Source organism: Actinomycetospora sp. CA-084318 (assembly GCF_050955885.1).
Lineage (GTDB): Bacteria > Actinomycetota > Actinomycetes > Mycobacteriales > Pseudonocardiaceae > Actinomycetospora.
Genome location: NZ_CP192098.1, coordinates 345647 through 370932 on the forward strand (window position 1 = coordinate 345647; position 25286 = coordinate 370932).

A 25286-nucleotide genomic window follows, 5' to 3' on the forward strand; every position below is an offset into this window, starting at 1 on the left:
CTCTCCTACCCTGCGACCGGCACCGACATGCCGAGCGCCCGCCGCACGAAGGCGATCTCGGCGGCCGTGTGGTTCAGCGTCTCGGACACCACGAGCGACCCGTGCCCGGCGTCGTAGCGGACCATCGCGTAGGGCCTGCCGCGCTCCGCCAGCGCGTCGAGGTAGTTGTCGATCTGCCGGATCGGGCAGCGCGGGTCGTTCTCCCCGGCCAGCACGAGCACCGGGGCGACGACGTCGTCGACGTAGGTCAGCGGCGAGGCGGTGCGGTAGCGGTCCGGGACGTCCGTGGGCGACCCGCCGAACAGCGACCGGTCGAACGCCCGCAGCGGCTCCATCTCGTCCTCGTAGGCCGCGACGTAGTCCGCCACCGGCACCCCGGCGGCGCCCACGGCCCACCGCTCCGGCTGGACGCCGAGCCCGAGCAGCGTCAGGTACCCGCCCCAGGACCAGCCCTCGAGCACGCACGCGGCCGGGTCGGCGAGGCCGGACCCGACGGCCCAGGAGTGCACGGCGGCGACGTCCTCCAGCTCCGTGGTGCCGGGTCGCCCCTCGATGGCGTCGCGCCACGCCGAGCCGTAGCCCGAGGAGCCGCGGTAGTTCACGTGCACCACGGCGAAGCCCGCGTCCAGCCACACCGCGCGCACCGCGGAGTAGCGGTCCTCGTCGGCGGCCTGCGGCCCACCGTGGATCATGAACAGCGTCGGCACGGGGCCGCTCGACCCGGCCGGCCGGGAGTACAGCGCGTGCACCTCGCCGCCGGGGCCGGGCACCCACGCGTCCTCCAGCACCACCGACGGCGCCGGCCGCTCGCCCGGCGGGGTCAGCAGCACCTCGTCCGTGCCGTCCGGGCGCAGCACCCGCACGCTGGAGGGCTGCTCCGCCGACGACCAGCCGTACTCCACCGACCCGTCCGGGCGGACGTCGGCGCCGCCGACCGAGCCGCGGGCCGTGGGCAGGTCGGTGAGCGCGCCGGAGGCGAGGTCGTAGCGGTGCAGGGTCGTCCGACCCGCCCGGGTGTGCGCGACGATCAGCGCCGTCGCGTCGGGGTAGAAGCCCGCCGACAGGTCACCCGGCAGGTCGATCGCGAGCTCGGTCTCGGTCCCGGTCAGCGGGTTCCAGATCAGCAGTTCGTCGCGGCCCCGGCGCTCGTGCTGCACGAGCAGCCGGGGGTCGCCCGCCACGGGCGCGAACTCGACCGGCTCGAGGCCCCGGCCCTCGCCGTCGTACAGGTCCGCCACCGCCTCCGCGCCGGGCAGGCGCAGCACCCGGATCGCCGGGTGCCGTGAGTCGCCGTGCTCGGAGTGCGAGATCGCGAGCAGCGTCTCGTCGCGGGAGAGCGCGCCGATCCCGGCGTCCTCGGTGTGCGCGTAGACGGTGCGCAGCGCGGCGTCGCCCACCTGCACCGCGAGCGTCGACCCGTCGTCGGTCGACCACCCGATCGCCGTGGTGGTCGCCCCGAGGTCGAGGCCCGCCGGGTAGCCCCGCTCGGCCCCGGCCACGGCGGGCTCGGCCGTCCCGACGCCGGCTGCGAACGGCTCGCGCACCCAGGTGCCGAACTCGTCGCCGTCGGTGTCGTCGAACCACCAGATCCAGTCGCCGTCGGTCGAGACCGTCGCGCCGCGGGTCCCGTTCGGGCGGTCGGTCACCTGCCGGTGGGTGCCCGTGCCGCGGTCCCAGGCGTAGACCTCCCAGGTCCCGCTCGCGTTGGAGGAGTAGACGCTGCGCTCCGGGGCGTCGCGGGCCCAGTCCGGCACCGAGATGCGGGCGGCGGTGAAACGGCCGCGCCAGCGGGCCTCGGCCTCCGCGTCGGCGAACAGGGCCTCGGGGACGTCCACGGCGGGATCGCGTCGGGTCTCCACCCCCGAGATCATGCCCCTGCCGTGCGACCACCCGTCGAGGCCGGACCCCGGGTAGCGCGTACCGCCGGGGCCGTGTGCGCAGTTCCGCACCGCGACGGACTGGCGAGTACGCGCCGGAAACGGCAAGTTTCACGCCATGGCGTCCGACGTAGGCCCCATGCCCTCCGCTCTGCGGCGCATCGCGATCGTCAACCGCGGTGAGTCCGCGGTGCGGCTCATCCACGCCGTGCGCGACATCAACGCCGAGCGCCGCGGCGGGGACGACGAGCCGATCCGGACGATCGCGCTGGCCACCGACGCGGAGCCGGCGGCCATGTTCGTGCGCGAGGCGGACGAGGTGTACCCGCTCGGGGCGGCCGCCGACCGTCCCTACCTCGACCACGACCGGCTCCTCGACGCCCTGCGCGCCGTCCGGGCCGACGCGGTGTGGGTGGGCTGGGGCTTCGTCGCGGAGGACCCGGGCTTCGCGCAGCGGTGCGCGGACGCGGGCATCACCTTCATCGGGCCGAGCGCCGAGGCGATGCGTCGCCTCGGCGACAAGATCGGCGCGAAACTGCTGGCCGAGGAGTCGGGCGTCCCCGTCGCCCCGTGGAGCGGCGGCGCGGTCGACTCGCTCGACGCCGCGCTGGAGGCCGCGGAGACGATCGGCTACCCGCTCATGCTCAAGGCCGCGGCGGGTGGCGGCGGACGCGGCATCCGGACGATCCGCGGCGCCGACGACCTGCGGGCGGCGTTCCGGAACACCCGCGACGAGGCGCGCCGTGCGTTCGGCAGCGACGTCGTCTTCCTCGAGCGTCTGGTCACCGGCGCGCGGCACGTCGAGGTTCAGGTCATCGCCGACGCCCACGGCACGGCCTGGGCGCTGGGCGTGCGCGACTGCTCGGTGCAGCGGCGCAATCAGAAGATCATCGAGGAGTCGGCGTCCCCGCTGCTCACCGCCGAGCAGACCGACGACCTGAAGGCCTCGGCGGAGCGGCTCGCGCAGCGCGTGGGCTACTGCGGCGCCGGGACCGTCGAGTTCCTCTACCACCCGGGCGACAAGACGTTCTCCTTCCTCGAGGTGAACACCCGGCTGCAGGTCGAGCACCCGATCACCGAGGTCACCACCGGCACCGACCTCGTCCGGCTGCAGATCCACGTCGCGTCCGGCGGCCGGCTCACCGGGTCGAAGCCGCCCGAGGTCGGGCACGCGGTCGAGGCGCGGCTCAACGCCGAGGACCCGGACCGCGACTTCACGCCCTCGCCGGGGCGGATCGAGCTGCTGGAGCTGCCGAGCGGGCCGGGCATCCGGGTCGACACCGGCGTGAGCCGCGGCGACGTCATCCCGCCGGACTTCGACTCGATGATCGCCAAGATCATCGCCTCCGGGCGCACCCGCGACGAGGCGCTGGCCCGCCTGCGGCGCGCGGTCGCCGAGACCGCCGTCGTGGTCGAGGGCGGGGTGACCAACAAGAGCTTCGTGCTGGCCCTGCTCGACCGCCCCGAGGTGATCGACGGGTCCGCCGACACCGGGTGGATCGACCGGGTGCGGGCCGAGGGCGGCCTCGTCGAGGACCGGCACTCCGGCATCGCGCTGGTCAGCGCGGCCATCGAGGCCTACGAGAGCGAGGAGCGCGTCGAGGTCGCGCGGCTGCTGGAGACCGCCCGGGGCGGCCGCCCGCAGATCGGCCACCGCTCCGCCCGGCCCTTCGACCTCACCCTGCGCGGTCGCAGCCACCGGCTCGAGGTCTCGCGCATCGGGGCCCAGCGCTTCCGCGTCACCGTCGTGGGCGCCGACGGCGACGGGGACCGCGTCGTGCACGCGACGGTGCACCCGCTCGACAGCCACCACCGCCGCGTGGTGGTCGGTGGGCGCGGGTACCGCGTGCTGTCCGCGACCCACGGTCCGGTCCACTTCGTCGAGGTCGACGGCATCGCCCACCGGGTGAGCCGCGACGAGGGCGGCGTCGTCCGCGCCCCCGCCCCGGCGCTGGTCGTGGCCGCCCCGGTGGCGGTGGGCGACGAGGTCGCGGCCGGGGCCCCGGTGCTCGTGCTCGAGTCGATGAAGATGGAGACCCAGCTCCACGCGCCGTTCGCGGGCGTCCTGCGCGAGCTGCACGTCTCGACCGGCAGCCAGGTGGAGACCGGCACCCCGCTGGCCCGCCTGGAGCCGCTGGAGGACCCCGACGAGGCGGCCGCGCCGGAGGACCCGGCCGCGGCCGAGCTGGACCTGCCCGAGGCCGACGACGACGCCGGCAGCGCGCTCGACGAGCTCGTCGCGGTCCTGCTCGGCTACGACGTCGGGCCGGGGTCCGACGACGCCCGGGGCGGCTGGGGCACCGAGGCGGCCCTCGCCCGCTACCTGCCCGACCGCGACGCGCGCGCCGCGGCCGGCGAGGACGTCCACGACGCCGAGATCGACCTGCTCGCGGTGTTCGCCGACTTCGCCGAGCTCTCCCGCAACCGGCCCGCCGACGAGGAGGCCCGCGCCGAGCTGCGGGTGCACAGCCCCCGCGAGTACTTCCACACCTACCTGCAGAGCCTCGACGTCGAGCGCGCCGGCCTGCCGGACATGTTCACCACCAAGCTGCGCAGCGTCCTCGCGCACTACGGGATCGACGACCTCACCCGCACCCCCGAGCTGGAGCGGGTGGTCTTCCGGGTCTTCCTCGCGCAGGGCCGCTCCGCGCCGGACCTCGCGATCGTCACCGCGATCCTGCAGCGCTGGCTGGTGGAGCCGGCCATCGACGACGAGCGCGCCGTCGGGGTCCGGGAGCTGCTGGACCGGCTGGTGCGCGCCATGCAGCGGCGCTTCCCGGCGGTCGGCGACCTCGCCCGCAGCGTCCGCTACCGCTGGTTCGACGAGCCCGTGGTCGCGAGCGAGCGGGCCGTCGCGCTGGAGGGCGTCGCCGCCGAGCTCGCCTACCTCGACGACCACCCCGACGCCCCGGACCGCGCCGAGCGGATCGAGGCGCTCGCCGCCACCCCGGAGCGGGTCGTCGGCCTGCTCGCCGACCGGCTGCTGGCCGGCGTCCCGGTCCGGGAGCCGCTGCTCGACGTCCTGACCCGGCGGCACTACCGGGGCTACGAGCTGGCCGACCTGAACACGCCCACCGTGGCCGACCGCCCGGGCATCGAGGCCGACTACGTCCTGGACGGGCGCCCGACCCGGCTGGTGTCCACCGTCGGCACGGTCGACGAGCTGACGCCCGACAGCGCGCTCGTCACGGCGCTGGGGGAACGCGTCGCCGCCCACGCCCCGGGCCAGGCCGCGGTGGTCGACCTCTACCTCGCCTGGCCGGACGCGCCGGACGACGCCGAGGCGTGCTGCGCGGCGCTGCGCGAGCGGCTCGGCGCAACCGCGTTCGCACACGCCGTGCGCCGCGTCGCGGTGGCGGTCTGCACCCCGGGCCGTCCGGTCGGCTACTTCACGATGCGGCCCGGCGAGGACGGCGGGCTCGTCGAGGACGACCTGGTCCGCGGCGTGCACCCGATGGTCGGGCGCCGCCTGGACCTGTGGCGGCTGCGGGACTTCGACATCACCCGCGTCGACGCCCCCGACGACGTGCTGCTCTACCACGCCGTCGCGAAGGACAACCCCGCCGACCAGCGTCTCGTCGCCCTCACCCAGGTCCGCGAGCTCGCCGTGGTGCGTGACGCGGACGGGCAGGTGGCCTCGCTGCCGCAGGTCGAGCGGGCCATCGCGGACTGCGTGGAGGGCATCCGCCGGGCCCGGGCGGCGCGCTCGTCGCGGGCGGTGCCGCTGGACATGAACCACGTCTGGATCCACATCTGGCCGCCGATCGAGGCGGAGCTGGAGCAGGTCACGGCGGTCCGGGCCAGCATCGCGCCGATCACCTCCGGCGCCGGGATCGACGAGGTCCTCGCCTCCGGTCGGATCGCCACGCCCGAGGGCGTCTACCCGATCACCGGCCGGTTCTACTCCCAGCCCGGCGCCGGGGTGCAGTACTCGGTGGGCCCGCCCCCCACCGAGCGGCTGGCGCCGATGGACGACTACGGCCAGAAGGTGATGCGCGCCCGCCGCCGCGGGACGGTGCACCCCTACGAGGTGCTGAACGTCGTGGCCGGCGACCAGGGCCGGGTCGTCGAGCACGACCTGTCCGACGGCCGGCTGGTCCCCGTCGACCGGGCGCCGGGCGGGAACGTCGCGGGCATCGTCGTCGCGGTCGTCACCACCCCCACCGAGGCCTACCCGGAGGGCGTCACCCGCGTCGTGCTCGCCGGTGACCCGACGAAGGCGCTCGGCGCGGTCTCCGAGCCGGAGTGCTCGCGGATCATCGCCGCGCTCGACCTCGCCGAGGCGATGCGGGTCCCCGTGGAGTGGTACGCGCTCTCGGCCGGCGCGCGGATCGCCATGCAGTCCGGCACCGAGAACATGGACTGGGTGGCGCGCGGCCTCAAGCGCATCATCGAGTTCACCCAGGCCGGCGGCGAGATCGACATCGTGGTCGCGGGGATCAACGTCGGCGCCCAGCCGTACTGGAACGCCGAGGCCACGATGCTCATGCACACCAAGGGCATCCTGGTGATGACGCCGGAGTCGGCGATGGTGCTCACCGGCAAGCAGTCGCTGGACTTCTCCGGCGGCGTCTCCGCCGAGGACAACTTCGGCATCGGCGGCTACGACCGCGTCATGGGCCCGAACGGTCAGGCCCAGTACTGGGCGCCGGACCTCGGCAGCGCCCGCGACATCGTGCTCGCCCACCACGAGCACACCTACGTCGTGCCCGGGGAGCCCGGGCCCCGCCGGCTGCCGACCACCGACCCCGTCGACCGCGACATCACCACGGCGCCGCACGACGTACCGGACTCGACCTTCACCACGATCGGCGAGATCTTCTCCTCGACCACGAACCCGGACCGCAAGAAGGCGTTCGACATCCGCACCGTGATGCGGGCGCTCGCCGACGCCGACCACCCGACGCTGGAGCGCTGGGCGGGCATGGCGGACGCGGACACGGCGGTGGTGTTCGACGCCCACCTCGGCGGCCACCCGGTCTGCCTGCTCGGCATCGAGTCGCGCTCCGTGCCGCGCCGCGGCTTCCCGCCGACCGACGGCCCGGACACCTACACCGCGGGCACGCTGTTCCCGAAGTCGTCGAAGAAGGCGGCGCGGGCGATCAACGCGGCCAGCGGGAACCGACCCGTCGTCGTGCTCGCGAACCTCTCCGGCTTCGACGGCTCCCCGGACTCGATGCGCAACATCCAGCTCGAGTACGGCGCCGAGATCGGCCGGGCGGTGGTCAACTTCGACGGCCCGATCGTGTTCTGCGTGATCTCGCGGTACCACGGGGGCGCGTTCGTGGTCTTCTCGAAGGCCCTGAACCCGCAGATGACGGTGCTGGCGGTCGAGGGCTCGTTCGCCTCGGTGATCGGCGGGGCGCCCGCCGCCGCGGTGGTGTTCGCCGCGGAGGTCGACAAGCGCACCGAGGCCGATCCGCGCGTCACCGAGCTCAGCGAGGCGGTGCGGGGGGCCGACGAGGTGGACCGGGCGCCGATCGCCGCGCGCCTGCGGGAGGTCCGCACCGCGGTGCGGTCGGAGAAGCTCGGCGAGGTCGCGGCCGAGTTCGACCGCGTGCACAGCATCCACCGGGCCGTCGAGGTCGGATCGGTGGACGCCGTGATCTCGGCGAGCGAGCTGCGCCCGCGGATCATCGCCGCCCTGGGCTGACCTTCCCGACGACGCCGCGCCAGTCCCGCTCCGGCGGGAGCTGGTGGCCCATGCCCTCGACGACGACGAGCTCCGCGCCGGGGATCGCGGCGGCGAGGGCCCGGCCGTGCTCGAGCGGGAAGACCGGGTCGGCGCTGCCGTGCACCACGGTGACGGGCAGTCCGGCGAGGGCGGAGAGGTCGTCCGGCCCGGGGTTCGGGTCGCCGGCGACGAGGACGTGGTTGGGCGCGGACGCCAGGTCCTTCGTGCGGGCCACGACGTTCCGGGCGATCGCCCGGACGCGGTCCTCCTCGAACCGTCCGGGACCGGCGCACGGGCGCTCGCCCTCGACGATCGTCTCCACCGGGTCGTCGAGCTCCGGGCCGGGCGCGAGCGAGGGATCGGGTCCCGGGAGACCGGTGACGCGGGGGTCGACGGCGGTGGTCGCGACCAGGGTCAGCCCGGCGACCCGCTCGCGGTGGCGCAGGGCCAGTTCCTGCGCGATCCCGCCGCCCATCGACAGCCCCACCACGTGCGCCGCCCCGATGCCCAGACCGTCGAGCACGGCGAGCGCGTCCGCCGTCAGGTCGGCGCCGGTGTAGCCGGGCGCGCCCGGCGGCCAGTGCTCGGCCTCGCCGGTGTCGCGGTGGTCGTAGCGGAGCACGCGGAGGCCGCGCTCCACGAGCGGGGCGGTCGCGATCTCGTCCCACCAGTCGCGGGACCAGGTGGCGCCTCCGATCAGCAGGACCGGGAACCCGTCGTCGGGGCCGAGGGACTCAACTGGTGGCAACATGCAACCAGTTCTAGCGGCAAGCAGTGGTAAAGTGCAAGCACCATGGAGACGCGGTCCGGCTGTCCGATCAACCAGGCGGTGGAGGCGTTCGGCGACCGCTGGAGCCTGCTCGTGCTCCGCGACATCACCTTCGGCGGCCGTCGGCACTTCCGGGAGCTGTTGGCCGGCTCGCAGGAGGGGATCGCCTCGAACATCCTGGCCGACCGGCTGAAGCGCCTGGTCGAGAGCGGGCTGCTCACGCGGGACGACCCGGGCCGCGGCCGCCGGGCGACGTACAGCCTGACCGAGGCGGCGATCCAGCTCGTCCCCGTCTACGCCGCCCTCGGCTCGTGGGGGCTGCGGCACCGGGAGACCTCCACGCCGCTGCGGGTGCGGGCCGAGCTGCTCGAGGAGGGCGGCCCGCCGCTGTGGGCGGACTTCATGGCCGAGCTGCGCGCGGTGCACCTCGGCGCGCCGGCCCCGGACGGTCCGTCGGCGACCGAGCAGCTGGCGGCGGCGTACGCGGCGGCCGTGGATTCCTGACGCCGGGTGTCCCCCGGAGGTGGCAGGAAAGCGTCGTTGCTGTCATCCGGTGACAGCAACGACGCTTCCCTGCCATGGGTCAGGGGCTGACATCCTGGGGCCGTGATCGAGACGCACGCCCACGACGCGGTGACCGAGCTGCGGATCGTCCGCCCGGAGCGGCGCAACGCCCTGGACACCGAGCACTGCCGCGACCTGCACGCCGCCCTGGACACCGCCGTCGCCGGGGGCGCCCGGGCGGTGGTGCTCACCGGTGAGGGCACGGCCTTCTGCTCCGGCGCCGACCTGGACACCGTGGGGGACGCCGGGTTCCTCGACGCGCTCTACGCGGTGCTGCAGCGGCTGGTCGAGGTCGAGGTGCCGGTGATCGCCGCGGTGCAGGGTCCGGCCATCGGCGCCGGCACGCAGCTGGCGCTCGCGGCCGACCTACGCGTGTGTTCCGACCGGGCGGTGTTCGGGCTGCCGACGGCCGCGTTGGGCCTCGCCGTCGACCCGTGGACCGTGCGCCGGCTCGCCCTGCTGGCCGGCGGGGGTCCGGCCCGCCGGATGCTGCTGACCTGCGAGCGGCTCGACGTCACCGCGGCCGTGGGCCTCGTCGACCGCCTCGCCGACGACCCCGGCGCGGCCGCGCTGAGCTGGGCCGCCGAGGTCGCCGAGCTCGCCCCGCTCACGCTCGCCTACAACAAGCTCGCGGTGAACCGGCTGCTGGAGGACCCGATCGACTCCGTCACGCTCGACGCCGTCGCCGCCGGGTTCAGCGCGTGCTGGGCCAGCGCGGATCTCGTCGAGGGCCGTCGCGCCCGTGAGGAGCGACGAGCGCCGCGCTTCGTCCGGAAGTAACCTCACACCCACCTCACGAGGCGGGCGGAGGCGGGCCCATGGCCGACACGACGGAGACGCGACCCGACACCGATCTGCGGGCGGGCCTGCGCAACCGGCACGTCACGATGATCAGCATCGCCGGGGTGATCGGCGCCGGGCTGTTCGTCGGCTCCGGCTCGGCGATCGCCACCGCGGGGCCGGGGGTGCTGCTCTCCTACCTGTTCGCGGGCGCCCTCGTGGTGCTCGTGATGCGGATGCTCGGGGAGATGGCCGCCGCGCAGCCCGACTCGGGGTCGTTCTCCACCTACGCCGAGCGCGCGATCGGCCCGTGGGCGGGCTTCACCGTCGGCTGGCTCTACTGGTGGTTCTGGGTGCTCGTCATCCCCGTCGAGGCCACGGCGGCCGCCACCATCCTCAACTCGTGGGTCACGTCCGTGCCGCAGTGGACGTGGGCGTTGCTCGTCACGGTCCTGCTCACCGTGACCAACCTGTTCGACGTCTCCAACTACGGCGAGTTCGAGTTCTGGTTCGCCCTGCTCAAGGTGATCGCGATCGTCGCGTTCATCGTGTTCGGCGTGCTCGTGGTGAGCGGGATCCTCCCGGTGCCGGCGGGCGACGTGGGCGGGGTGTCGCGGCTCGTCGACCAGGGCGGGTTCCTGCCGAACGGCCTCGGCGCGGTCGTCGCCGCGGTGCTCGTGACCATGTTCAGCTTCATGGGCACCGAGATCGTGACGATCGCCGCCGCGGAGTCCGACGACCCGTCCCGCCAGATCGGCCGCGCCACCCGCTCGGTCATCTGGCGGATCTCGCTGTTCTACCTGGCCTCGATCCTGCTCGTCGTGATGATCGTGCCCTGGACCGACCCGCGGCTGCCGGAGAACGGCTCGTACCAGGCCGCACTCGAGGTGCTCGGCGTCCCGGGCGCGAAGGCGATCGTCGACGTCGTCGTGCTGGTGGCCGTCGCGAGCTGCCTGAACTCCGCGCTCTACACCGCCTCGCGGATGATCTACTCGCTCGGCCGGCGGGGCCGGGCGCCGCGCGCCGTCTGCCGCACCACGACCCGTGGCGTCCCGCGGGTCGCCGTGCTCGCGTCGACCGCGATCGGGTTCCTCACCGTCGTCGCGAACTACGCCTTCCCCGAGGAGGTGTTCTCGACGCTGCTCGCGACGTCGGGCGCGGTGGCGCTGCTGGTCTACCTCGTGATCGCGGTGTCGCAGCTGCGGCTGCGCCGCGCCCTGGAGCGCGACGGGGTCACGATGCCGGTGCGGATGTGGGGCTACCCGTACCTGACGTGGGCCGTGGTCGTCGTCATCCCGGTCATCCTGATCTACATGGCCACCCGCGAGGGGTCCCGGTTCGACCTCGCGATGACGGCCGTGATCGCCGCCCTCGTGGTCGTGCTGTCGGTGGTCGCGACCCGGCGCCGGGCCCGGACCGGCTGACGGGTCAGTCCTCGCCGGGCCAGTTCGCCAGCGTGTCCAGGTACTGCTGCCGCACGCCCTCCACGTTCGCGTCCAGGTCCGCCGGGTCCCACGACGACACGTCGATCGGCGGCAGCACCGCCACCTGCACGGTGCCGGGGTGGATGACCATGGCGTTGCGGCTCATCAGGGCGCCGGTGTTGCGGAACACCAGCGGCACCACGGGGACGCCCGCCTGCATCGCGAGGTGGAACGCGCCCTTCTTGAACCGGCCCGGGCTCGGGGTCGCCGACCGCGTGCCCTCGGGGGCGATGACCACCGAGACGCCCGAGCGCAGCCGCTCGACGGCGGGTTCGAGGGCCTTGCGGGCCTGCGCGTTGTCGGCGCGGTCGATGAAGGCCGTCTCCAGCAGCCGCATGAGCGGGCCGAAGAGCGGGTTGTTGGCCAGTTCCATCTTCGCCACCGGCGCGAAGTTGCCGCGCAGCAGCCCGCCGAGCACCAGCACGTCGAGCTGGCTCTGGTGGTTGAACAGGAAGACCGCGGGCTGGTTCTCCCAGATGTGGTGCCCGCCGACGACGTCGAGGGTCACCCCGGACGCGAGCAGCGACAGGTCGCCGCCGAGGCCGATGCCCAGGTTGAGCCCCGCGCGCCGGGAGCCGCCGAGCAGCCCCAGCCCGAGCCCCGTCACGAACCCGCCCATCATCCCGGCGTAGGTGCCGACGGTCCGGGCGACCTCGACCGGCCCGGTCCACGGCCGGCCCGGGAAGTCGATGGTCGGCCAGCCGCGCTCGGCCGCGGCGCGGCGCAGGCCCGACGACGGGTTGACCGCGGTCGGGCGGCCGACGGTCGCGAGGAAGGGCACGTCCTCGTTGCCGTTGGAGTAGGCGAAGCTCGCCTCGAGGTCGATCTGGTGGGCGGCGGCGAAGTCCTTGACCGCCGCGGCCTTGCCCTCGCCGTAGGGGCTGCGGCCGTCGGGGCGCCCGGTGATCCGGCCGTCCTCGCCGACCTCCAGCGCCGTGTAGATGGTGTGGTCGACGCCGAGGGCCTCGGCGGCCGGCCCGACCTGGAAGCGCGTGGCCGACGACGCGAGCACCACGGTGTGCCCGCGCTCGAGGTGGGCGCGCACCAGGCGCCAGGCCTCCGGGTACACCGACGGCCCGATCTCGTCGCGGAACAGCTGTCGCCCGAGCTTCTCCAGCTCCTCGGGCGTGCGCCCGGCCCAGCTGCGCAGGGTGATGCCGAGGAACTTGGTGAAGTCCTCCTCGGTCTCCAGCGACTGGCTGCCCGCCGCCGCGAGCGTGCGGACCGTGGTGGGCACGTCGATGTCGAGGTGGGTGATGTGGTGGCGCATGAACGAGACCACCGAGTACCCGGCGATCACGGTGCCGTCGAAGTCGAAGAACGCCCCGACCGACGGTCCCTCGGGGGCGTCGCGGACGTCGGCGAGCAGGGACTCGGGGCTGGGTCTCGACACGTCAGGGCCTGACACCGGTGCTCTCCTGTCGGTTACGGGCATCGGTCTCGTCGATGCGCACGACCCGGCCGACCACGGCGCGGATCTCCTCGGCGAAGTCCCGACGACGGGTCGCGAGGCCCACCAGGGCCTCGGGCGTCGCGTCGTCGGGCAGCTGCACGAGCCCCCTGTTCCCCGCCAGGCGCAGTGCTGATGCGAACAACTCGCGGGACAACGCCTCCGGGCCGTGCAACCGCCCCTGCAGCAGCAGCTGGCGGCCGACCGCGAGGCAGTCGTCGAAGAGCTCGTCGTCGACGACCGGCGTCGCCACGTCCCACGCGGCGAGGCGCTGCGCGAGCAGCCACTGGGCGTCGACGAAGGAGCGCAGGACGCGGTGGGCGCACAGGAACTTGCTCGCGAGCAGGATCTCCTTCGTACGCGCGACGGGCCGTCCGACCTCGGTCCAGTCCGGGTCGATCAGCGTCAGCTCGTCGGCGAGTTCGGAGCGGAAGGTCTCCTTGTCGGGGAAGAAGAACTCGTACTTGAGCAGGTCGCGCAGTGCGAGGGCGTGGGTGAAGCCCGCCGCGAGCGCGCCCCGCCCGTCGTCGGCGTCGTCGACCTCGAGCACCGACAGCTCGACGATCGCGCGGTTGACGAAGTGGTGGATCGCGGAGTTGCGGTAGAACGCGGCGACGATGTGGTGGCCGGGCTCGATCGAGAACACCGGCTCGGTGCCCTCGGTGTAGGCGGTGACCACCTTCTCCTGCCGCAGCGCCAGGAGCGCCTCGGCGATCCCGCCGTTGGTGCGCAGCGACCCGATCCCGGTGTGCGGGAGCTTGCGGGCCTCGACGTAGTCGAGCACCGGCTCGACGACGCGGCGGACCTGGGAGAGCGTCAGCGCCCGGTCGCGGACGCCGAGCAGCGCGAGCGCGGCCATCGCGATCGGCGTCACCGGCGTGACCCGGTTGATCCGCACGAAGACCTCGAACGCCGTCTTCTGCAGGGCGAGCCGGCGGGCGGCGGAGTCGGTGGCGTCGCCGTCGATGAGGTCGGGGTCGCGCTCCAACGCCGGGTCGCCCGCCGTCGAGAGCGCCTGCCGCAGCGACAGCGGCTCCCCGAAGGCGACGTGCAGCGACCCGACCCGGCGGCGCTGGGCCCGCGCGTACCCGGCGAGCCACCGCAGACCCTCGGGGGTCTTCGTGCCGCCCGTCTGCTCGACGGCCATCTGGTGCACTTCCTGGAGCTGGTCGTGCGTGATCGACACCGGCACCAGGAACACGTCGGAGGTGCGGCGGGTCTCCACCGCGTGCGCGACGTCGGAGAGAAGCCCGTACTTCGGGGGTCGCAGCTTGCCCGTGCGGGTGCGGCCGCCCTCCATGTACCACTCGAGGTTGAAGCGCTTGGCCGCCAGCCACGAGAAGTACTCGCGGACCATCGCCTTGTAGACGGAGTCCTTGCCGAAGCTGCGGCGGATGAAGATGATCCCGCTGCGCCGGGCCAGCGACTCCAGGCCCCAGATCCGCAGGTTGTTGCCGCCGAGGACGTGGTTGCGCGGGAAGTCGTTCTCCCGCAGCACCTCGGCGAGCACGAACGGGTCGGTGTAGGAGCGGTGCGAGGGCAGGAACACGAGCGCGTGCTGGGCGTTCAGCGCCCGCAGCGGTTCGAGCCCACTGGTGTCGGCGTGGACCTCCCAGGCCCGCTCGTGCATGGGGCGCAGCACACCGGAGAACATGTCGACCGCGGTCGGGTCCATGGCGGCGACGAGCCCCTGCAGCTGCTTCTCCGCCTCGGCCGCGATCCGGTCCTCGGGCTCGCCGGTCTCCTGCGCGAGGCGCCGGACCTCGCGGGCGAAGTAGGCCCCGCCGACGATCTGGTCGGCCACCTCCCGCGGCACCTTCGAGCGGTTGCCGAGCACGCTGCGCTCCGCCCGGTCGAGGGCGAGCGCGGCCTGCTGGGTGACGAACCGGACGAAGTCCGCGGTCTCGGTGGACATCCGCTCGCGGCGGTGGCGCACGAGCAGCTCGCGCACCGTGGCGGGGCGGCCCACCACCACGCGGTGGCGCTGCCGGTCGGTGCGCTCCTGCTGCGCGCGGGCGGCACGGGCGCGGTCGCGGAGCTTGGAGCGGCGGGTGACGGCGTCGAGGACGCGCAGCAGCGGCTTGGCGGGCACGGCGTCGCCGGCCGGCTCCCACACCAGGCGCACCGGGACGAGCAGCGGGTTGTCGCCGCGCGTGAGGCGGGCGGCGAGCTCGCCGCCCTCGGCCGGGACCGTCTCCACCGTCCGTCCGTTGGCAGGCTGGTTCGCGGTGAGCCACCGGTCGATGAGGCGGCGCTCGAGCACGCTGGGCGCGTCGACGAGGACGACGAGCTGGCGGTCCCCGGAGTCGGGGAGGGCGCCCGGGCCGCGGGGCGCGACGCTCCCCACCGGCCCCGAGCGGTCGTCGGGAACGGGGTAGGCGGCGGAGACCGGATCTGCTCCCACGGTGTGCACCTCCCGCGCCGGACCACACGGCCTCGAGACGGCGGGACGTGGGTGGGACCACCCTACCCGGCGGACGGGCCCGGGCTGATCGTCACGCGTCGCGCCACGGATGCAGGGGTACGCATCGGAGCGACGAGGTCCCACGACGATGGAGTGACGACGTGCGTGCAGTGCAGGTGCCCCAGGCGGGCGGCGACTTCGAGCTGGTGGAGCGCGATCTGCCCGAGCCCGGCGAGGGCGAGGTGCGGGTGACGGTGCAGGCCTGCGGGGTCTGCCACTCGGACATGTTCGCCAAGGAGGGCGTGATGGGGGACGCGACGCCGTTCCCGATCGTCCCCGGCCACGAGATCGTCGGGCTGGTCGACGCCGTCGGCGAGCACGTGCGCGGGGACTGGAAGCCCGGGGACCGCGTCGGCGTGGGCTGGTTCGGCGGCGCCTGCTACCACTGCGAGTCCTGCCGGCGCGGCGACTTCATCACCTGCGCCAACGGCCGCATCCCCGGCGTGACCTTCGACGGCGGGTACGCCGACGCCGTCGTCGTGCCGGCCGACGCGCTGGCCCGCGTGCCCGAGGAGCTGTCCGCCGAGGAGGCCGCGCCGCTGCTGTGCGCCGGCGTGACGACCTACCACGCGCTGCGCTCCAGCGTCGTCCGTCCCGGCGACCGCGTCGCCGTGCAGGGCATCGGCGGGCTCGGGCACCTGGCGATCCAGTTCGCGGCCCGGATGGGCTGCGAGGTCGTCGCGATCTCGCGTGGCACGGCCAAGGCCGACCTGGCGAAGCAGCTCGGGGCCCACCAGCACGTCGACTCCGAGGCCACCGACCCCGGCGAGGCGCTCGCGACCATGGGCGGGGCGACGGTGGTCGTCGCGACCGCCACCGACGGCGGGGCGATCTCCGCGCTCGTCCCGGGTCTCGCGCCGCGCGGTCAGCTGATCGTCGTGGGCGCCGCGGAGACGCCCCTGACCATCGAGGCGATGTCGCTGATCGGGCCCGCCGCCCAGGTCGCGGGCCACCCCTCCGGCACGTCCAAGGACTCCGAGGACACGCTGAACTTCTCCCGGATCACGGGCGTGCGCCCGATGATCGAGACGATGCCGTTGGAGCGGGCGGGCGAGGCCTACGCGAAGATGATGGCGAACGACGCCCGGTTCCGGATGGTGCTGACCACCGGGAACTAGGCGAACCGCTGCAGGGCCCGGGTGAACGCCCAGGGCTCCTGCGCGATCCCGCTGCAGTCGTCGGCCTCGGTCGCGGTGCCGGGACAGCCCCCGTTGTCCCGCAGCAGCGACCAGGCCCCGACGTAGCCGTAGCCGCGGTCGCGGGCGCCGTCGACCACGGCGGCCGCGTCGGCGACCGTGGTGGTGGCGTCGGTGTCGTTGCGGCCGATCATCGGCGTCAGCCCGATCCGCCGGGCGACGTCGGCGGGGTCGCTTCCCGGCCACAGCCGCTGCAGGGCGGCGAGCGAGAGGTCGGCGGCGTCGAGCATCGACTCGGCCCAGCCGCCGCGCTGCTCGAAGTTCATGACCATGAGGTTGACCCGGGCGGCGACGCCCCGCGCGGAGACGGTCTCGACGAGCTCGCGGGCGTCGTCGGTCATCCCGGAGTCCGCGCCCTCGACCTGCACGGTCAGCGTGATCCGGGCGCCCCGCCGCTCCTGCAGGAGGCGCAGCGCGTCCGCGACGCGCGCCGTCGACACGGCGCGGCCCTTGTCGGTCTCGATGTCGACGTCGAGGTGGTCGGTCCCGACGACGTCGAGCGCCTGCCCGTAGGCGCCCGCCAGCGACTCCGCGTCCGGGCACCGGGTCTCGAGGTAGTCGCCCACCGCGCCGCCGGAGGACACCGTGACCGTGCCGCCGCGGCTCTTCAGCCCGGCGATCGAGGCCTGGACGGCCGGGTCGGTCAACGGGGTGGTGCCGCCCCAGGTGGGGGTGCACCCGGAGCCGGCGAGCACGAACGCGAGGACCACGTCGCGCTGACCGGAGGCGTCTGCGACGGCACCGGGGTCGGGCAGCGGCGGCGTCGTCAGGTCGACGTAGGGCGCCACCCGGGTGGTCGGCAGGGGGCCGTCGGGTGCCCGCGGCCCGGGCCGGGTCGGCGCGGCGGTCGCCGTGTCGTCGGGAGCGGCCGCGGGGGAACTCTGGGCGGTGCGCACCGGCGAGGGCAGCACCGCGAGGACCACGAGCAGCACGGTCAGCAGCGCGCCGGCGAGCGCGGCGCGCAGGGCGACGATCACGTGTTCTGCAGCGTGGGGTTCCCGGCGGTGGCGGGCTTCTGCTGGGGCTGCTCGGGCACGACCGGGGTCTCGACCTCGTCCTTCGGCACCACCGGGGCCGGCACGACGGGGGCCGGGGCGGGTGCGGGCACGACCGGGGCCGGCGCGACCTTCTTCGGCGCGGTGGTGCGCGGCGCGACCTTCTTCGGGGTCGTGGTCCTCTTCTTCGCCGGTGCCTTCGTCGTCGTCGTGACGTCGTCGGCCGGGGTCGCGACGATCGGGCTCGGCACGGGGGCCGGGACCGCCGGGGCCGCGGGCGCGAGCGAGGCGCCGTTCGCGACGGGGGCGGGGCCGCCGCCGACCGGTCCGGTCGCGCCGGCGAGTGCCCCGGTGACGACGACGCCGACGTAGCCCGCGGCGAGCGTGGCCGCGGCGACGGCGAGGCCCTTGAAGCGGCGGGCGCGGCGGCCGCTGCCGTCGACGAAGATCGGGCCGGCCTTCGCCCGGTCGCCGGGCGAGTTCGGGATGAGCGTCGTGGTGGCGCGCGCGGAGATGTCGTCGGCGGAGCTGCGCTGCGCCGTCGCGCCGCGGATGTCCTCCGGGGCGCTCCGTCGGGCCGGCGCGGCGGCGGACGGCGTGTGCACGGTGACCGCCTCGGAGTCGGCCGCCGGCCAGGGGCGCGAGGTCGGCACCGGCCGTGGCGCGGCGACGGTGCGCGGGGCGGGCACGGCGATCGTCCCTCGGGGTGACGGGAGGGCGCCGGGAAGCCTCCGATCGGCGGAATCGAGCACCGTGTAGCGGCGCGCTGGTCCGTCCGTCGCGCGGTGATTCGCCATGATTCGTTCCCTGCCGTCCCCGATCGGTGATCGACGCCCCTTCGGGCGTCACCCGTACGAGGTATCGGGGGAGAGGATGGCACCGTTACCTCCCGGTGACCAATTCGTTCCCGGGACCATGTGATCGAGGAGATAGCCGCCGGGTCCGGGAACGAGAACGGCCCCGGCTCTCCTGGGAGAACCGGGGCCGGACCGTGTGTGTCGGGGTGGCGGGATTCGAACCCACGACCTCCTCGTCCCGAACGAGGCGCGCTACCAAGCTGCGCCACACCCCGAGCGTGTCGCTCTGGTTCAGAGCCTACCTGGTGGGTCCGACGGGCCGGGACGGGGGCCGGGTGTCCCCGCCCACCGTCGCCCCGGTGGCCGTCCGCGTCCCGCCGCGGGCCGGGACCAGCTCGAGCAGCGTCGCCTCCGGCCGGCAGCAGAAGCGTGCGGGTGCCCAGGGGGAGGTCCCCAGGCCGGCGGAGACGTGCAGGCGGGTGTGCGCTCCCCAGCGCGACGGTCCCTTGACCCGGCTGCGGTCGATCCCGCAGTTCGTGACCAGTGCGCCGTACCCGGGCAGGCAGAGCTGGCCGCCGTGGGTGTGGCCGGCGAGCACGAGGTCGTAGCCGTCCGCGGCGAACCCGTCGAGCACGCGGGGCTCGGGGGCGTGGGTGAGGCCCAGCCGCAGGACCGGCGGCTCGTCGCCGGAGGCGGTGGACGGGTCGGCGGGCCCGGCGATGCGGTCGTGGTCGTCGCGGCCGATGTGCGGGTCGTCCACCCCGGCGACCGCGATCCGCTGCCCGGCGACCGTGAGGTCGAGGCGGGTGTGCGTCGCGTCCTGCCAGCCGCGCTCCACGAACGCCGCCCGCAGGTCCCGCCAGGGCAGCTCCGGGCCGAGGACACGGTGCTCGGGCTTGAACAGGTAGTTCGCCGGGTTCTTCGGGCGCGGACCGTGGTAGTCGTTGCTGCCGAACACGAAGACCCCGGGCCGGTCGAGCAGCCGCCCGAGGGCCCGCAGGACCACGGGGACGCCCCGCGGGTGGGAGAGGTTGTCCCCGGTGTCCACGACGAGGTCCGGCTCGAGGTCGGCGAGGCCGGCGACGAACCGCTCCTCGAGCCGCTGCCCGGGGCGCAGGTGCAGGTCGGAGACGTGGAGCACGCGCAGCGCGCTCGCTCCGGGCGCGAGCACCGGCATCGTCACGCGCCGCAGCGCGAACCAGTGCCGCTCGACCACCGTGGCGTAGCCGAGCCCGAGGGCGCCGGCGGCGGTCGCTCCCAGGGCGAGGCGCCCCGTCGTCCGGACGAGCCCGGCGAGGTCCGCCACCCGATCCTCCGTGTCGTCAGTTCCCCGGTGCCGGGCCGAGCGCCGGGGCCGCCACGGCACCCGGTGGCGGGGGCGGCGCGGGCACGGTGCCGCTGGCGACCTGCAGCGTGATGGCCTGGTCGGGCAGCGCCGACCCGCGCGGGGACTGCCCCACCACGGTACCGGCGGGCGCCCGGTTCGCGACCGAACTGCGCACGACCGTGAACCCGGCCTCGCGCAGCGTCTGCTCGGCCGCGTCGACCTGCTGCCCGGTGACCTCGGGGATCTGCTCGTTCGTGCCGCCCTGCACGTAGCGCGGGTCCGTCGGCGGGAGCGGCTGGACCGGCGTGGGGCCGACGATCGGGTTCATCGCCTTGTACCAGGTCCGCGCCGGCGTCTTGCCACCGAAGATGTTGCCGCTGGAGCAGGCGAAGGGCGGGGAGTCGCCGCCGCCGTCGCACAGCGGTCGCGGCGACGACGAGTCGTCGAAGGTGATCACCGCGCCGGCGATGCCGGGCGTGAAGCCCAGGAACGCCGCCGACTTGTTCTGCTGCGTGGTGCCGGTCTTGCCCGACATCGGCCGGGTCCAGCCGTTCTCGGCGGCGGCCGCCGCGGAGGTCCCGCCGGGCTGGTCGTCCTTGCTCATGCCGTTCATCAGGGTGTCCGCGAGGGTCGGCGGGACGACCTGCTCGCAGGGCTGCTCCGAGACCGGCACCGCGGCGCCGTCGGGGCCGGTGATCCCGACGATCGGCGTCGGCGGACACCACTTCCCGCGCGAGGCCAGGGTGGCGCCGACGTTGGAGAGCTCGAGCACGCTGGTGGGCGTGACACCGAGGGTGAACGAGCCCTGGTTCTGCTCCTTGGCGATCTCGGCGATCGACTTGCCGCCGTTGCCCTGGGGCTCGGCGAGCGAGCGCATGCCCAGCTTCACGGCCATGTCGACCACCGGCGCGACGCCGGTGTACTCCATCAGCTTGACGAAGCCGGTGTTCGGGGACTGGGCGAGGGCGTCGGTCATCGAGAGCACCGGCGCGTAGCTCCCCGCGTTGCGGACCGGGAACGGGTTGCCCTGCCCGTCGCGGTAGATCGGGGACGCGTAGCCGTCCGGCGGGATCTGCATCTGGTAGTCGATGCCGAGACCCTTGTCGAGCGCCGTGGCCGCCGTGAAGACCTTGTAGACCGACCCGGCGCCGAGGTTGACCGGCTCCCACGGCAGGCCGTAGCTGGTCTCCAGCGCGGCCCCGTCCACGCCGAACACGCGGTTCGACCCCATGGCGGTGACCTCGTGGCGGTCCTGCCCCGGCGCGACCGCGGCCATGACGTCGGCGACGTTGCGCTGCTGGGCCGGCACCTCGTCGCGCAGCGCCGTGGTCATCGCGGTCAGGGCGGTGCGGTCGAGCGTGGTGCGGATCGTGTAGCCGCCGCGGTTGAGCTGCTCGGTCGAGAGACCCGCCTGGCCGAGGTAGTCCACGACGTACTTGCAGAAGAACGCGGCGTCGCCCGCGCCGATGCAGCCGTTGGCGGGCGGGGCGGCGCTGCTGACGCCCAACGGGCTGGCGGTGGCCTCCTGCGCCTGCTGCGGGGTGATCATCCCCTGCAGCCGCATCTGGTTGATGACCTCGTTGCGTCGGCCGGTGGCGGCCTGCGGGTGCGCGACCGGGTCGAACTGGGCGGTCGACTGGACCATCCCGGCGAGCATCGCGGCCTGCGGGATCGTCAGGCGGTCCGGCGTGGTGTTGAAGTAGGTGCGCGCGGCGGCGCCCACCCCGTAGGAGTTGTTCCCGAGGAACACGATGTTGAGGTAGCGCTGGAGGATCTCGTCCTTCGCCTCGCGCTTCGAGGTGCCCTCGGCCAGCTGACGCTCGAGCTGCAGCGCGACCCGGACCTCGCGCAGCTTGCGGGCGTAGGTGGCCTCGGTGGCCTTCAGCCGCTCCGACGCGCTCCGCGCGGTGACGTAGAGCTGGTAGTTCTTGATGTACTGCTGCGTGAGCGTCGAGGCGCCCTGCTGGGTGGAGCCCGCGGACTGGTTGGTCACCAGGGCGCGCAGCGTGCCGGTCCAGTCCACGCCGTCGTGCTCGTAGAACCGGCGGTCCTCGATCGCGACGATCGCGGCCCGCATCGTCGCGGAGATCTGCTCCAGCGGCGTGTTCTGCCGGTTCTGGTCGTACAGGTAGGCGATCGGGGCGCCCTGCCGGTCGGTCACCGTGGTCACGAGCGGGAGCTGGCCCGCGGCGAGGTCGGACGAGGTGGCGCTGACGGTGTCGCTCGCGTCGTTCGAGATCAGCCCCACGCCGCCCACCAGCGGGAAGGTGATCCCCGCGAGGATCAGCCCGGCGACCAGGCAGAGCCCCAGCAGCCGCGCCAGTGGGCGCGCCGCGAGCCCGCGCCGGCCGCCGTCGTCCGGGTCGGTTCCCGTTCCCCCAGTCATCGGTGTCCAGGTTACTGGCCCCGAGGTGTGCTTCGTGCTCCCCGCGGTGTTCGCACAACAGATCCGTTTTCGGCCTTGGTCGGTGGAACCGTTCGAACCTAGAGTGCGTCGGAGCCCATGGAGGGGCGCGCGCACGGCCGGCGGGGCCGGGCGCACCGGTGGTCGGGGCCGCCGGGAGCCGTGGGGCCGTACGAGGGCGGGATGACGTGGACGACGAGGCGGGCACGACGAACTGGCGGCACGAGGCACGGTGCCGCCACGAGGACCCCGACACCCTGTTCGTGCAGGGTGCACAGCAGCGCGACGTGCGCGAGGTGTGCCGGGCGTGCCCGGTGCGCACCGAGTGCCTGGCGCACGCCCTGGACAACCGGATCAAGTTCGGCGTCTGGGGCGGGATGACCGAGCGGGAGCGCCGGGCGCTGCTCAAGCGCCGCCCCGACGTCGTGTCGTGGTCGGCGCTGCTCGAGGCGGCCCGCCGGGCGGCGCTGCGCCCGCAGCAGCCGGCGCCGGCACCCGGACGTCCGGCCCGCCGCCAGGTGGGCTGAGCCGCGCGGGCCCGGCAGCGCCCGACGCGTCGTCAGGAACTCAGCAGGTCCCCGATGGCGCGCAGACCGGCGAGGTCGTGCACGTCCGTGGCCATCGCGGGCACGTCCACGATCGGCACGGCCGGGTGCGCGCGGGTGAAGCGGGCGAGCACGCGGCGCTCACGCTCGGCGGTCTCCACCCGGTCGGCGTGCAGGCGCAGCACGGCCGCGGTCGTGGCGTCGCCCCGCGCGGCCTCGAGCGCCTCGGCGCCCTCCCGGGCCCGGGCACCCGACAGCGTCGCGTGCACCGGGTGGGTCCGGTTCAGCACCATGCCCGCGAGCGGCATCCGCTCGGTGCCGAGCCGCTCGACGAAGTAGGAGGCCTCGCGCAGGGCGTCCGGCTCCGGCGCGGCCACCACGAGGAACGCGGTGCCCGGGGCGCGGAGCAGCTGGTAGGTCGCGTTCGCGCGCTCCTGGAAGCCGCCGAACAGCGTGTCGAACGCCTGCACGAAGGCCGAGGCGTCGGCGAGCATCTGGCCGCCGAGGATCGTCGAGACGGCCTTGGCGAACAGGTTGAACGTCGAGCCGACGAGCTTGCGCAGGGCGCTGCCACCGGCCCGGGCGGGCGCGGAGAGCAGCCGGATCATGCGGCCGTCGAGGAACGACGACAGCCGCTGCGGGGCGTCCAGGAAGTCCAGCGCCGACCGCGACGGCGGGGTGTCCACGACGATGAGGTCCCACCGGCCGGTGGCGGCCAGCTGTCCGAGCTTCTCCATGGCCATGTACTCCTGCGTCCCGGAGAAGGACGAGGAGATGGTCTGGTAGAAGGGGTTGTCGAAGATCGCCTGCGCCCGGTCGGGCGTGGTGTGGCCGGAGACCATCTCGTCGAAGGTCCGGCGCATGTCGAGCATCATCGCCTGCAGCTCGCCGCCCTCCGCCGAGTCGGCGCCGGGCACCACCCGCGGCTCGTTGTCGAGCTCCTCGAGGCCCATCGACTGGGCCAGGCGCTTCGCCGGGTCGATCGTGAGCACGACGACGCGGCGTCCGCGGCCGGCGGCCCGCAGCGCGAGGGCGGCCGCCGTCGTCGTCTTGCCGACGCCGCCGGAGCCGCAGCAGACGACCACGCGGGTCGAGCGGTCGTCGATCAGGGCGTCGAGGTCGAGGTGCTCCGGGCGGCGGCCGCGTCCGGCGTCCGGGACGGTCTCAGCGGTCATGGCGCACCCCCTGCTCGCGCAGCAGCTCCGCGAGCTCGTAGAGCCCGCCCAGGTCGACGCCGTCGGCGAGCTCGGGCAGCTCGATCTGCGGCATGCCCGCGGCGTCGAGCCGCGACCGGACGCCGGACTCGACCGCGAGCCGGTCGGTGTGCTCGGAGACCTCGGTGAGCAGCCCGCCCACCTCGTCGTCCTTGAGGAACAGCCCGGCGGCCTCGAGGCCGGCGCGCAGCCCGCCCTCGTCGACCCGGTCGGCCACCGGCAGGCGGGCCGGCCGCACCCGGTTCACCATCACCGCGCCCGGCGGCAGGTTGGCCTCGGCGAGCTCGGCGACGGTGTCCAGGGTCTCCTGCACCGGCAGGTCCTCGAGCTGGGAGACGACGTGCACCACCGTCTGCGGCGAGTGCAGCAGCGCGACGACGCCCTCGCTCTGCGACCGGATCGGTCCGGTGCGCGCGAGCGTCCCCATCGCCTTCGTGACGTCGAGGAACTTCACCACCCGCCCGGTGGGCGGCGCGTCCAGGACGACGGCGTCGTACAGCGGCTGGCGCGACCCGCGCCCGCGGCGGTCCTCGCCGACCGTGCGGCCGACGCACTCCTTGACCTTGCCGGTGAGCAGCACGTCGCGCAGACCGGGCGCGAGCGTCGTCGCGAACTCCACCGCGCCCATGCGGCGCAGGGTCCGGCCGGCGAGCCCGAGGTTGTAGAACATCTCGAGGTACTCGAGCAGGGCCTCCTCGGCGTCGACCGCGAGGCCGCGGACCTCACCGCCGTCCGGGGCCACCGCGATGCGCTGCTCGGCGTAGGGCAGCGGCGGGGTGTCGAAGAGCTGGGCGATGCCCTGCCGCCCCTCGACCTCGACGAGCAGGGTGCGGCCGCCACCGGCGGCCAGGGCCAACGCGAGGGCGGCGGCGAGCGTGGACTTCCCCGTGCCGCCCTTCCCGGTCACCACGTGCAGACGAGCCCCGGCGAGGGCGTCCGGCCACCGCTCGACGCCGGCCTCGTCGAAGAGGCCGACACCTCCGGACTGCCGCTGAGTGCTCACGGCGACCAGCGTAGGACCGTGCCCGCCGGGACGCGGGCCCCGGCCGGAGGGGCTGGGTCACACCGGTCGTCCCGACATCTACCCTCGCGTCCATGAGTGCCCAGACGTGGGAGTACGCGACCGTCCCCCTGCTCACCCACGCCACCAAGCAGATCCTCGACCAGTGGGGTTCCGACGGGTGGGAGCTCGTCACCGTGCTCCCCGGCCCGACCGGCGAGCAGCACGTGGCCTACCTCAAGCGACCGCTGTCGTGACGAGCCCGACCGCGCGGCTCGCGCAGCTCGGCGTCGAGCTGCCGCCGGTCGCCCCGCCGAAGGGGATCTACGTCCCCGCCAAGCGGGTCGGCGCGCAGGTCTGGACCTCGGGGCAGCTCCCGCTGGTCGGCGGCGAGCTCCCCGCGACCGGGCTGGTCGGCGCGGACGTGTCGGTGGACGACGCCGCCGCCTACGCCCGGATCGCCGCGCTCAACGCGCTGGCCGCCATCGACGCGCTGGTCGGGCTGGACGCGGTCGCCTCGGTGGCCAAGATCGTCGGCTTCGTGGCGTCCGCGCCCGGGTTCGGCGGCCAGCCCCAGGTGGTGAACGGCGCCTCCGAGCTGATGGGCCAGGTGTTCGGCCCGGCGGGCGAACACGCCCGCTCGGCGATCGGGGTGGCGGCGCTGCCGCTGGGTGCCCCCGTCGAGGTTGAGGTCGTCGTCGACCTCGCGTGAGCTGGTGACGAGTGCCGCGGACCCGCCGCGGCGG

18 protein-coding genes and 1 tRNA gene are annotated in these 25286 nt (G+C 74.5%); 8 read left to right on the forward strand and 11 right to left on the reverse strand.

Annotation, left to right across the window (positions count from 1 at the left end):
* Positions 1-5: 5 nt before the first annotated feature.
* A complete protein-coding gene (locus ACQPYX_RS01695; protein ID WP_433801178.1) occupies positions 6-1859 on the reverse strand; it encodes a prolyl oligopeptidase family serine peptidase in 1854 nt (617 codons plus the stop codon).
* A gap of 157 nt (positions 1860-2016) precedes the next feature.
* Between ACQPYX_RS01695 and ACQPYX_RS01700 the strand changes: the two genes are divergently transcribed.
* Positions 2017-7530 carry a carboxyl transferase domain-containing protein gene (locus tag ACQPYX_RS01700; protein WP_433801179.1) on the forward strand — a complete coding sequence of 1838 codons (5514 nt, stop codon included), beginning with the start codon at positions 2017-2019 and terminating at the stop codon, positions 7528-7530.
* On the opposite strand, the gene ACQPYX_RS01705 is transcribed toward ACQPYX_RS01700, so the two are convergent.
* Positions 7511-8302, reverse strand: coding sequence for an alpha/beta hydrolase (locus ACQPYX_RS01705; protein ID WP_433801180.1), 792 nt, complete (start codon positions 8300-8302; stop codon positions 7511-7513). The two genes, ACQPYX_RS01700 and ACQPYX_RS01705, sit on opposite strands and share 20 nt — an antisense overlap.
* A gap of 42 nt (positions 8303-8344) precedes the next feature.
* Between ACQPYX_RS01705 and ACQPYX_RS01710 the strand changes: the two genes are divergently transcribed.
* From ACQPYX_RS01710 to ACQPYX_RS01720, 3 genes are all read left to right on the forward strand, one after another.
* Complete coding sequence (locus ACQPYX_RS01710; protein ID WP_433801181.1) at positions 8345-8824, forward strand: winged helix-turn-helix transcriptional regulator; 480 nt, start codon at positions 8345-8347, stop codon at positions 8822-8824.
* A 102-nt stretch (positions 8825-8926) separates the two neighbouring features.
* Positions 8927-9664, forward strand: coding sequence for an enoyl-CoA hydratase (locus ACQPYX_RS01715; protein ID WP_433801182.1), 738 nt, complete (start codon positions 8927-8929; stop codon positions 9662-9664).
* Between the two features lie 38 nt (positions 9665-9702).
* Positions 9703-11088: an amino acid permease gene (locus ACQPYX_RS01720; protein WP_433801183.1), complete on the forward strand. Its 1386-nt coding sequence runs from the start codon at positions 9703-9705 to the stop codon at positions 11086-11088.
* 4 nt (positions 11089-11092) lie between these two features.
* Here the strand turns inward: ACQPYX_RS01720 and ACQPYX_RS01725 are convergent, their stop codons facing one another.
* Both ACQPYX_RS01725 and ACQPYX_RS01730 read right to left on the reverse strand, forming a co-directional pair.
* Positions 11093-12556 (reverse strand): HAD-IB family hydrolase, encoded by a 1464-nt coding sequence (locus tag ACQPYX_RS01725; protein ID WP_433801184.1) that lies wholly within the window; start codon positions 12554-12556, stop codon positions 11093-11095.
* A complete protein-coding gene (locus ACQPYX_RS01730; RefSeq protein WP_433801185.1) occupies positions 12543-15002 on the reverse strand; it encodes a glycerol-3-phosphate 1-O-acyltransferase in 2460 nt (819 codons plus the stop codon). The genes ACQPYX_RS01725 and ACQPYX_RS01730 overlap by 14 nt, the downstream gene beginning before the upstream one ends.
* Positions 15003-15163: 161 nt before the next feature.
* Here ACQPYX_RS01730 and ACQPYX_RS01735 point away from each other — a divergent pair, with 161 nt between their 5' ends.
* Positions 15164-16180: an alcohol dehydrogenase gene (locus ACQPYX_RS01735; protein ID WP_433801186.1), complete on the forward strand. Its 1017-nt coding sequence runs from the start codon at positions 15164-15166 to the stop codon at positions 16178-16180.
* Here the strand turns inward: ACQPYX_RS01735 and ACQPYX_RS01740 are convergent.
* The 5 genes from ACQPYX_RS01740 to ACQPYX_RS01760 form a co-directional block, all read right to left on the reverse strand.
* Positions 16177-17235: a carbohydrate-binding protein CenC gene (locus tag ACQPYX_RS01740; protein WP_433801187.1), complete on the reverse strand. Its 1059-nt coding sequence runs from the start codon at positions 17233-17235 to the stop codon at positions 16177-16179. The genes ACQPYX_RS01735 and ACQPYX_RS01740 overlap by 4 nt on opposite strands.
* Positions 17232-17942, reverse strand: coding sequence for a hypothetical protein (locus ACQPYX_RS01745; protein ID WP_433801188.1), 711 nt, complete (start codon positions 17940-17942; stop codon positions 17232-17234). Before ACQPYX_RS01745 ends, ACQPYX_RS01740 begins: the two co-directional genes overlap by 4 nt.
* A gap of 309 nt (positions 17943-18251) precedes the next feature.
* Positions 18252-18325: transfer RNA gene (locus ACQPYX_RS01750), tRNA-Pro, on the reverse strand.
* 23 nt (positions 18326-18348) lie between these two features.
* Positions 18349-19356 (reverse strand): metallophosphoesterase, encoded by a 1008-nt coding sequence (locus ACQPYX_RS01755; protein WP_433801189.1) that lies wholly within the window; start codon positions 19354-19356, stop codon positions 18349-18351.
* A 16-nt stretch (positions 19357-19372) separates the two neighbouring features.
* Complete coding sequence (locus ACQPYX_RS01760; protein ID WP_433801190.1) at positions 19373-21763, reverse strand: penicillin-binding protein; 2391 nt, start codon at positions 21761-21763, stop codon at positions 19373-19375.
* Between the two features lie 206 nt (positions 21764-21969).
* On the opposite strand from ACQPYX_RS01760, the gene ACQPYX_RS01765 reads away from it, so the two are divergent.
* Positions 21970-22308: a WhiB family transcriptional regulator gene (locus ACQPYX_RS01765; RefSeq protein WP_433801191.1), complete on the forward strand. Its 339-nt coding sequence runs from the start codon at positions 21970-21972 to the stop codon at positions 22306-22308.
* 32 nt (positions 22309-22340) lie between these two features.
* Here the strand turns inward: ACQPYX_RS01765 and ACQPYX_RS01770 are convergent, their stop codons facing one another.
* Together ACQPYX_RS01770 and ACQPYX_RS01775 are read right to left on the reverse strand one after the other, a co-directional pair.
* Positions 22341-23501, reverse strand: a complete 1161-nt coding sequence (locus tag ACQPYX_RS01770) for an ArsA family ATPase (RefSeq protein ID WP_433801192.1) — start codon at positions 23499-23501, stop codon at positions 22341-22343.
* Positions 23491-24543, reverse strand: a complete 1053-nt coding sequence (locus ACQPYX_RS01775; protein ID WP_433801193.1) for an ArsA-related P-loop ATPase — start codon at positions 24541-24543, stop codon at positions 23491-23493. Before ACQPYX_RS01775 ends, ACQPYX_RS01770 begins: the two co-directional genes overlap by 11 nt.
* A 92-nt stretch (positions 24544-24635) precedes the next feature.
* Between ACQPYX_RS01775 and ACQPYX_RS01780 the strand changes: the two genes are divergently transcribed.
* Complete coding sequence (locus ACQPYX_RS01780) at positions 24636-24797, forward strand: DUF4177 domain-containing protein (protein WP_179796080.1); 162 nt, start codon at positions 24636-24638, stop codon at positions 24795-24797.
* A complete protein-coding gene (locus ACQPYX_RS01785) occupies positions 24794-25252 on the forward strand; it encodes a RidA family protein (RefSeq protein ID WP_230757119.1) in 459 nt (152 codons plus the stop codon). The genes ACQPYX_RS01780 and ACQPYX_RS01785 overlap by 4 nt, the downstream gene beginning before the upstream one ends.
* Positions 25253-25286 lie beyond the last annotated feature (34 nt).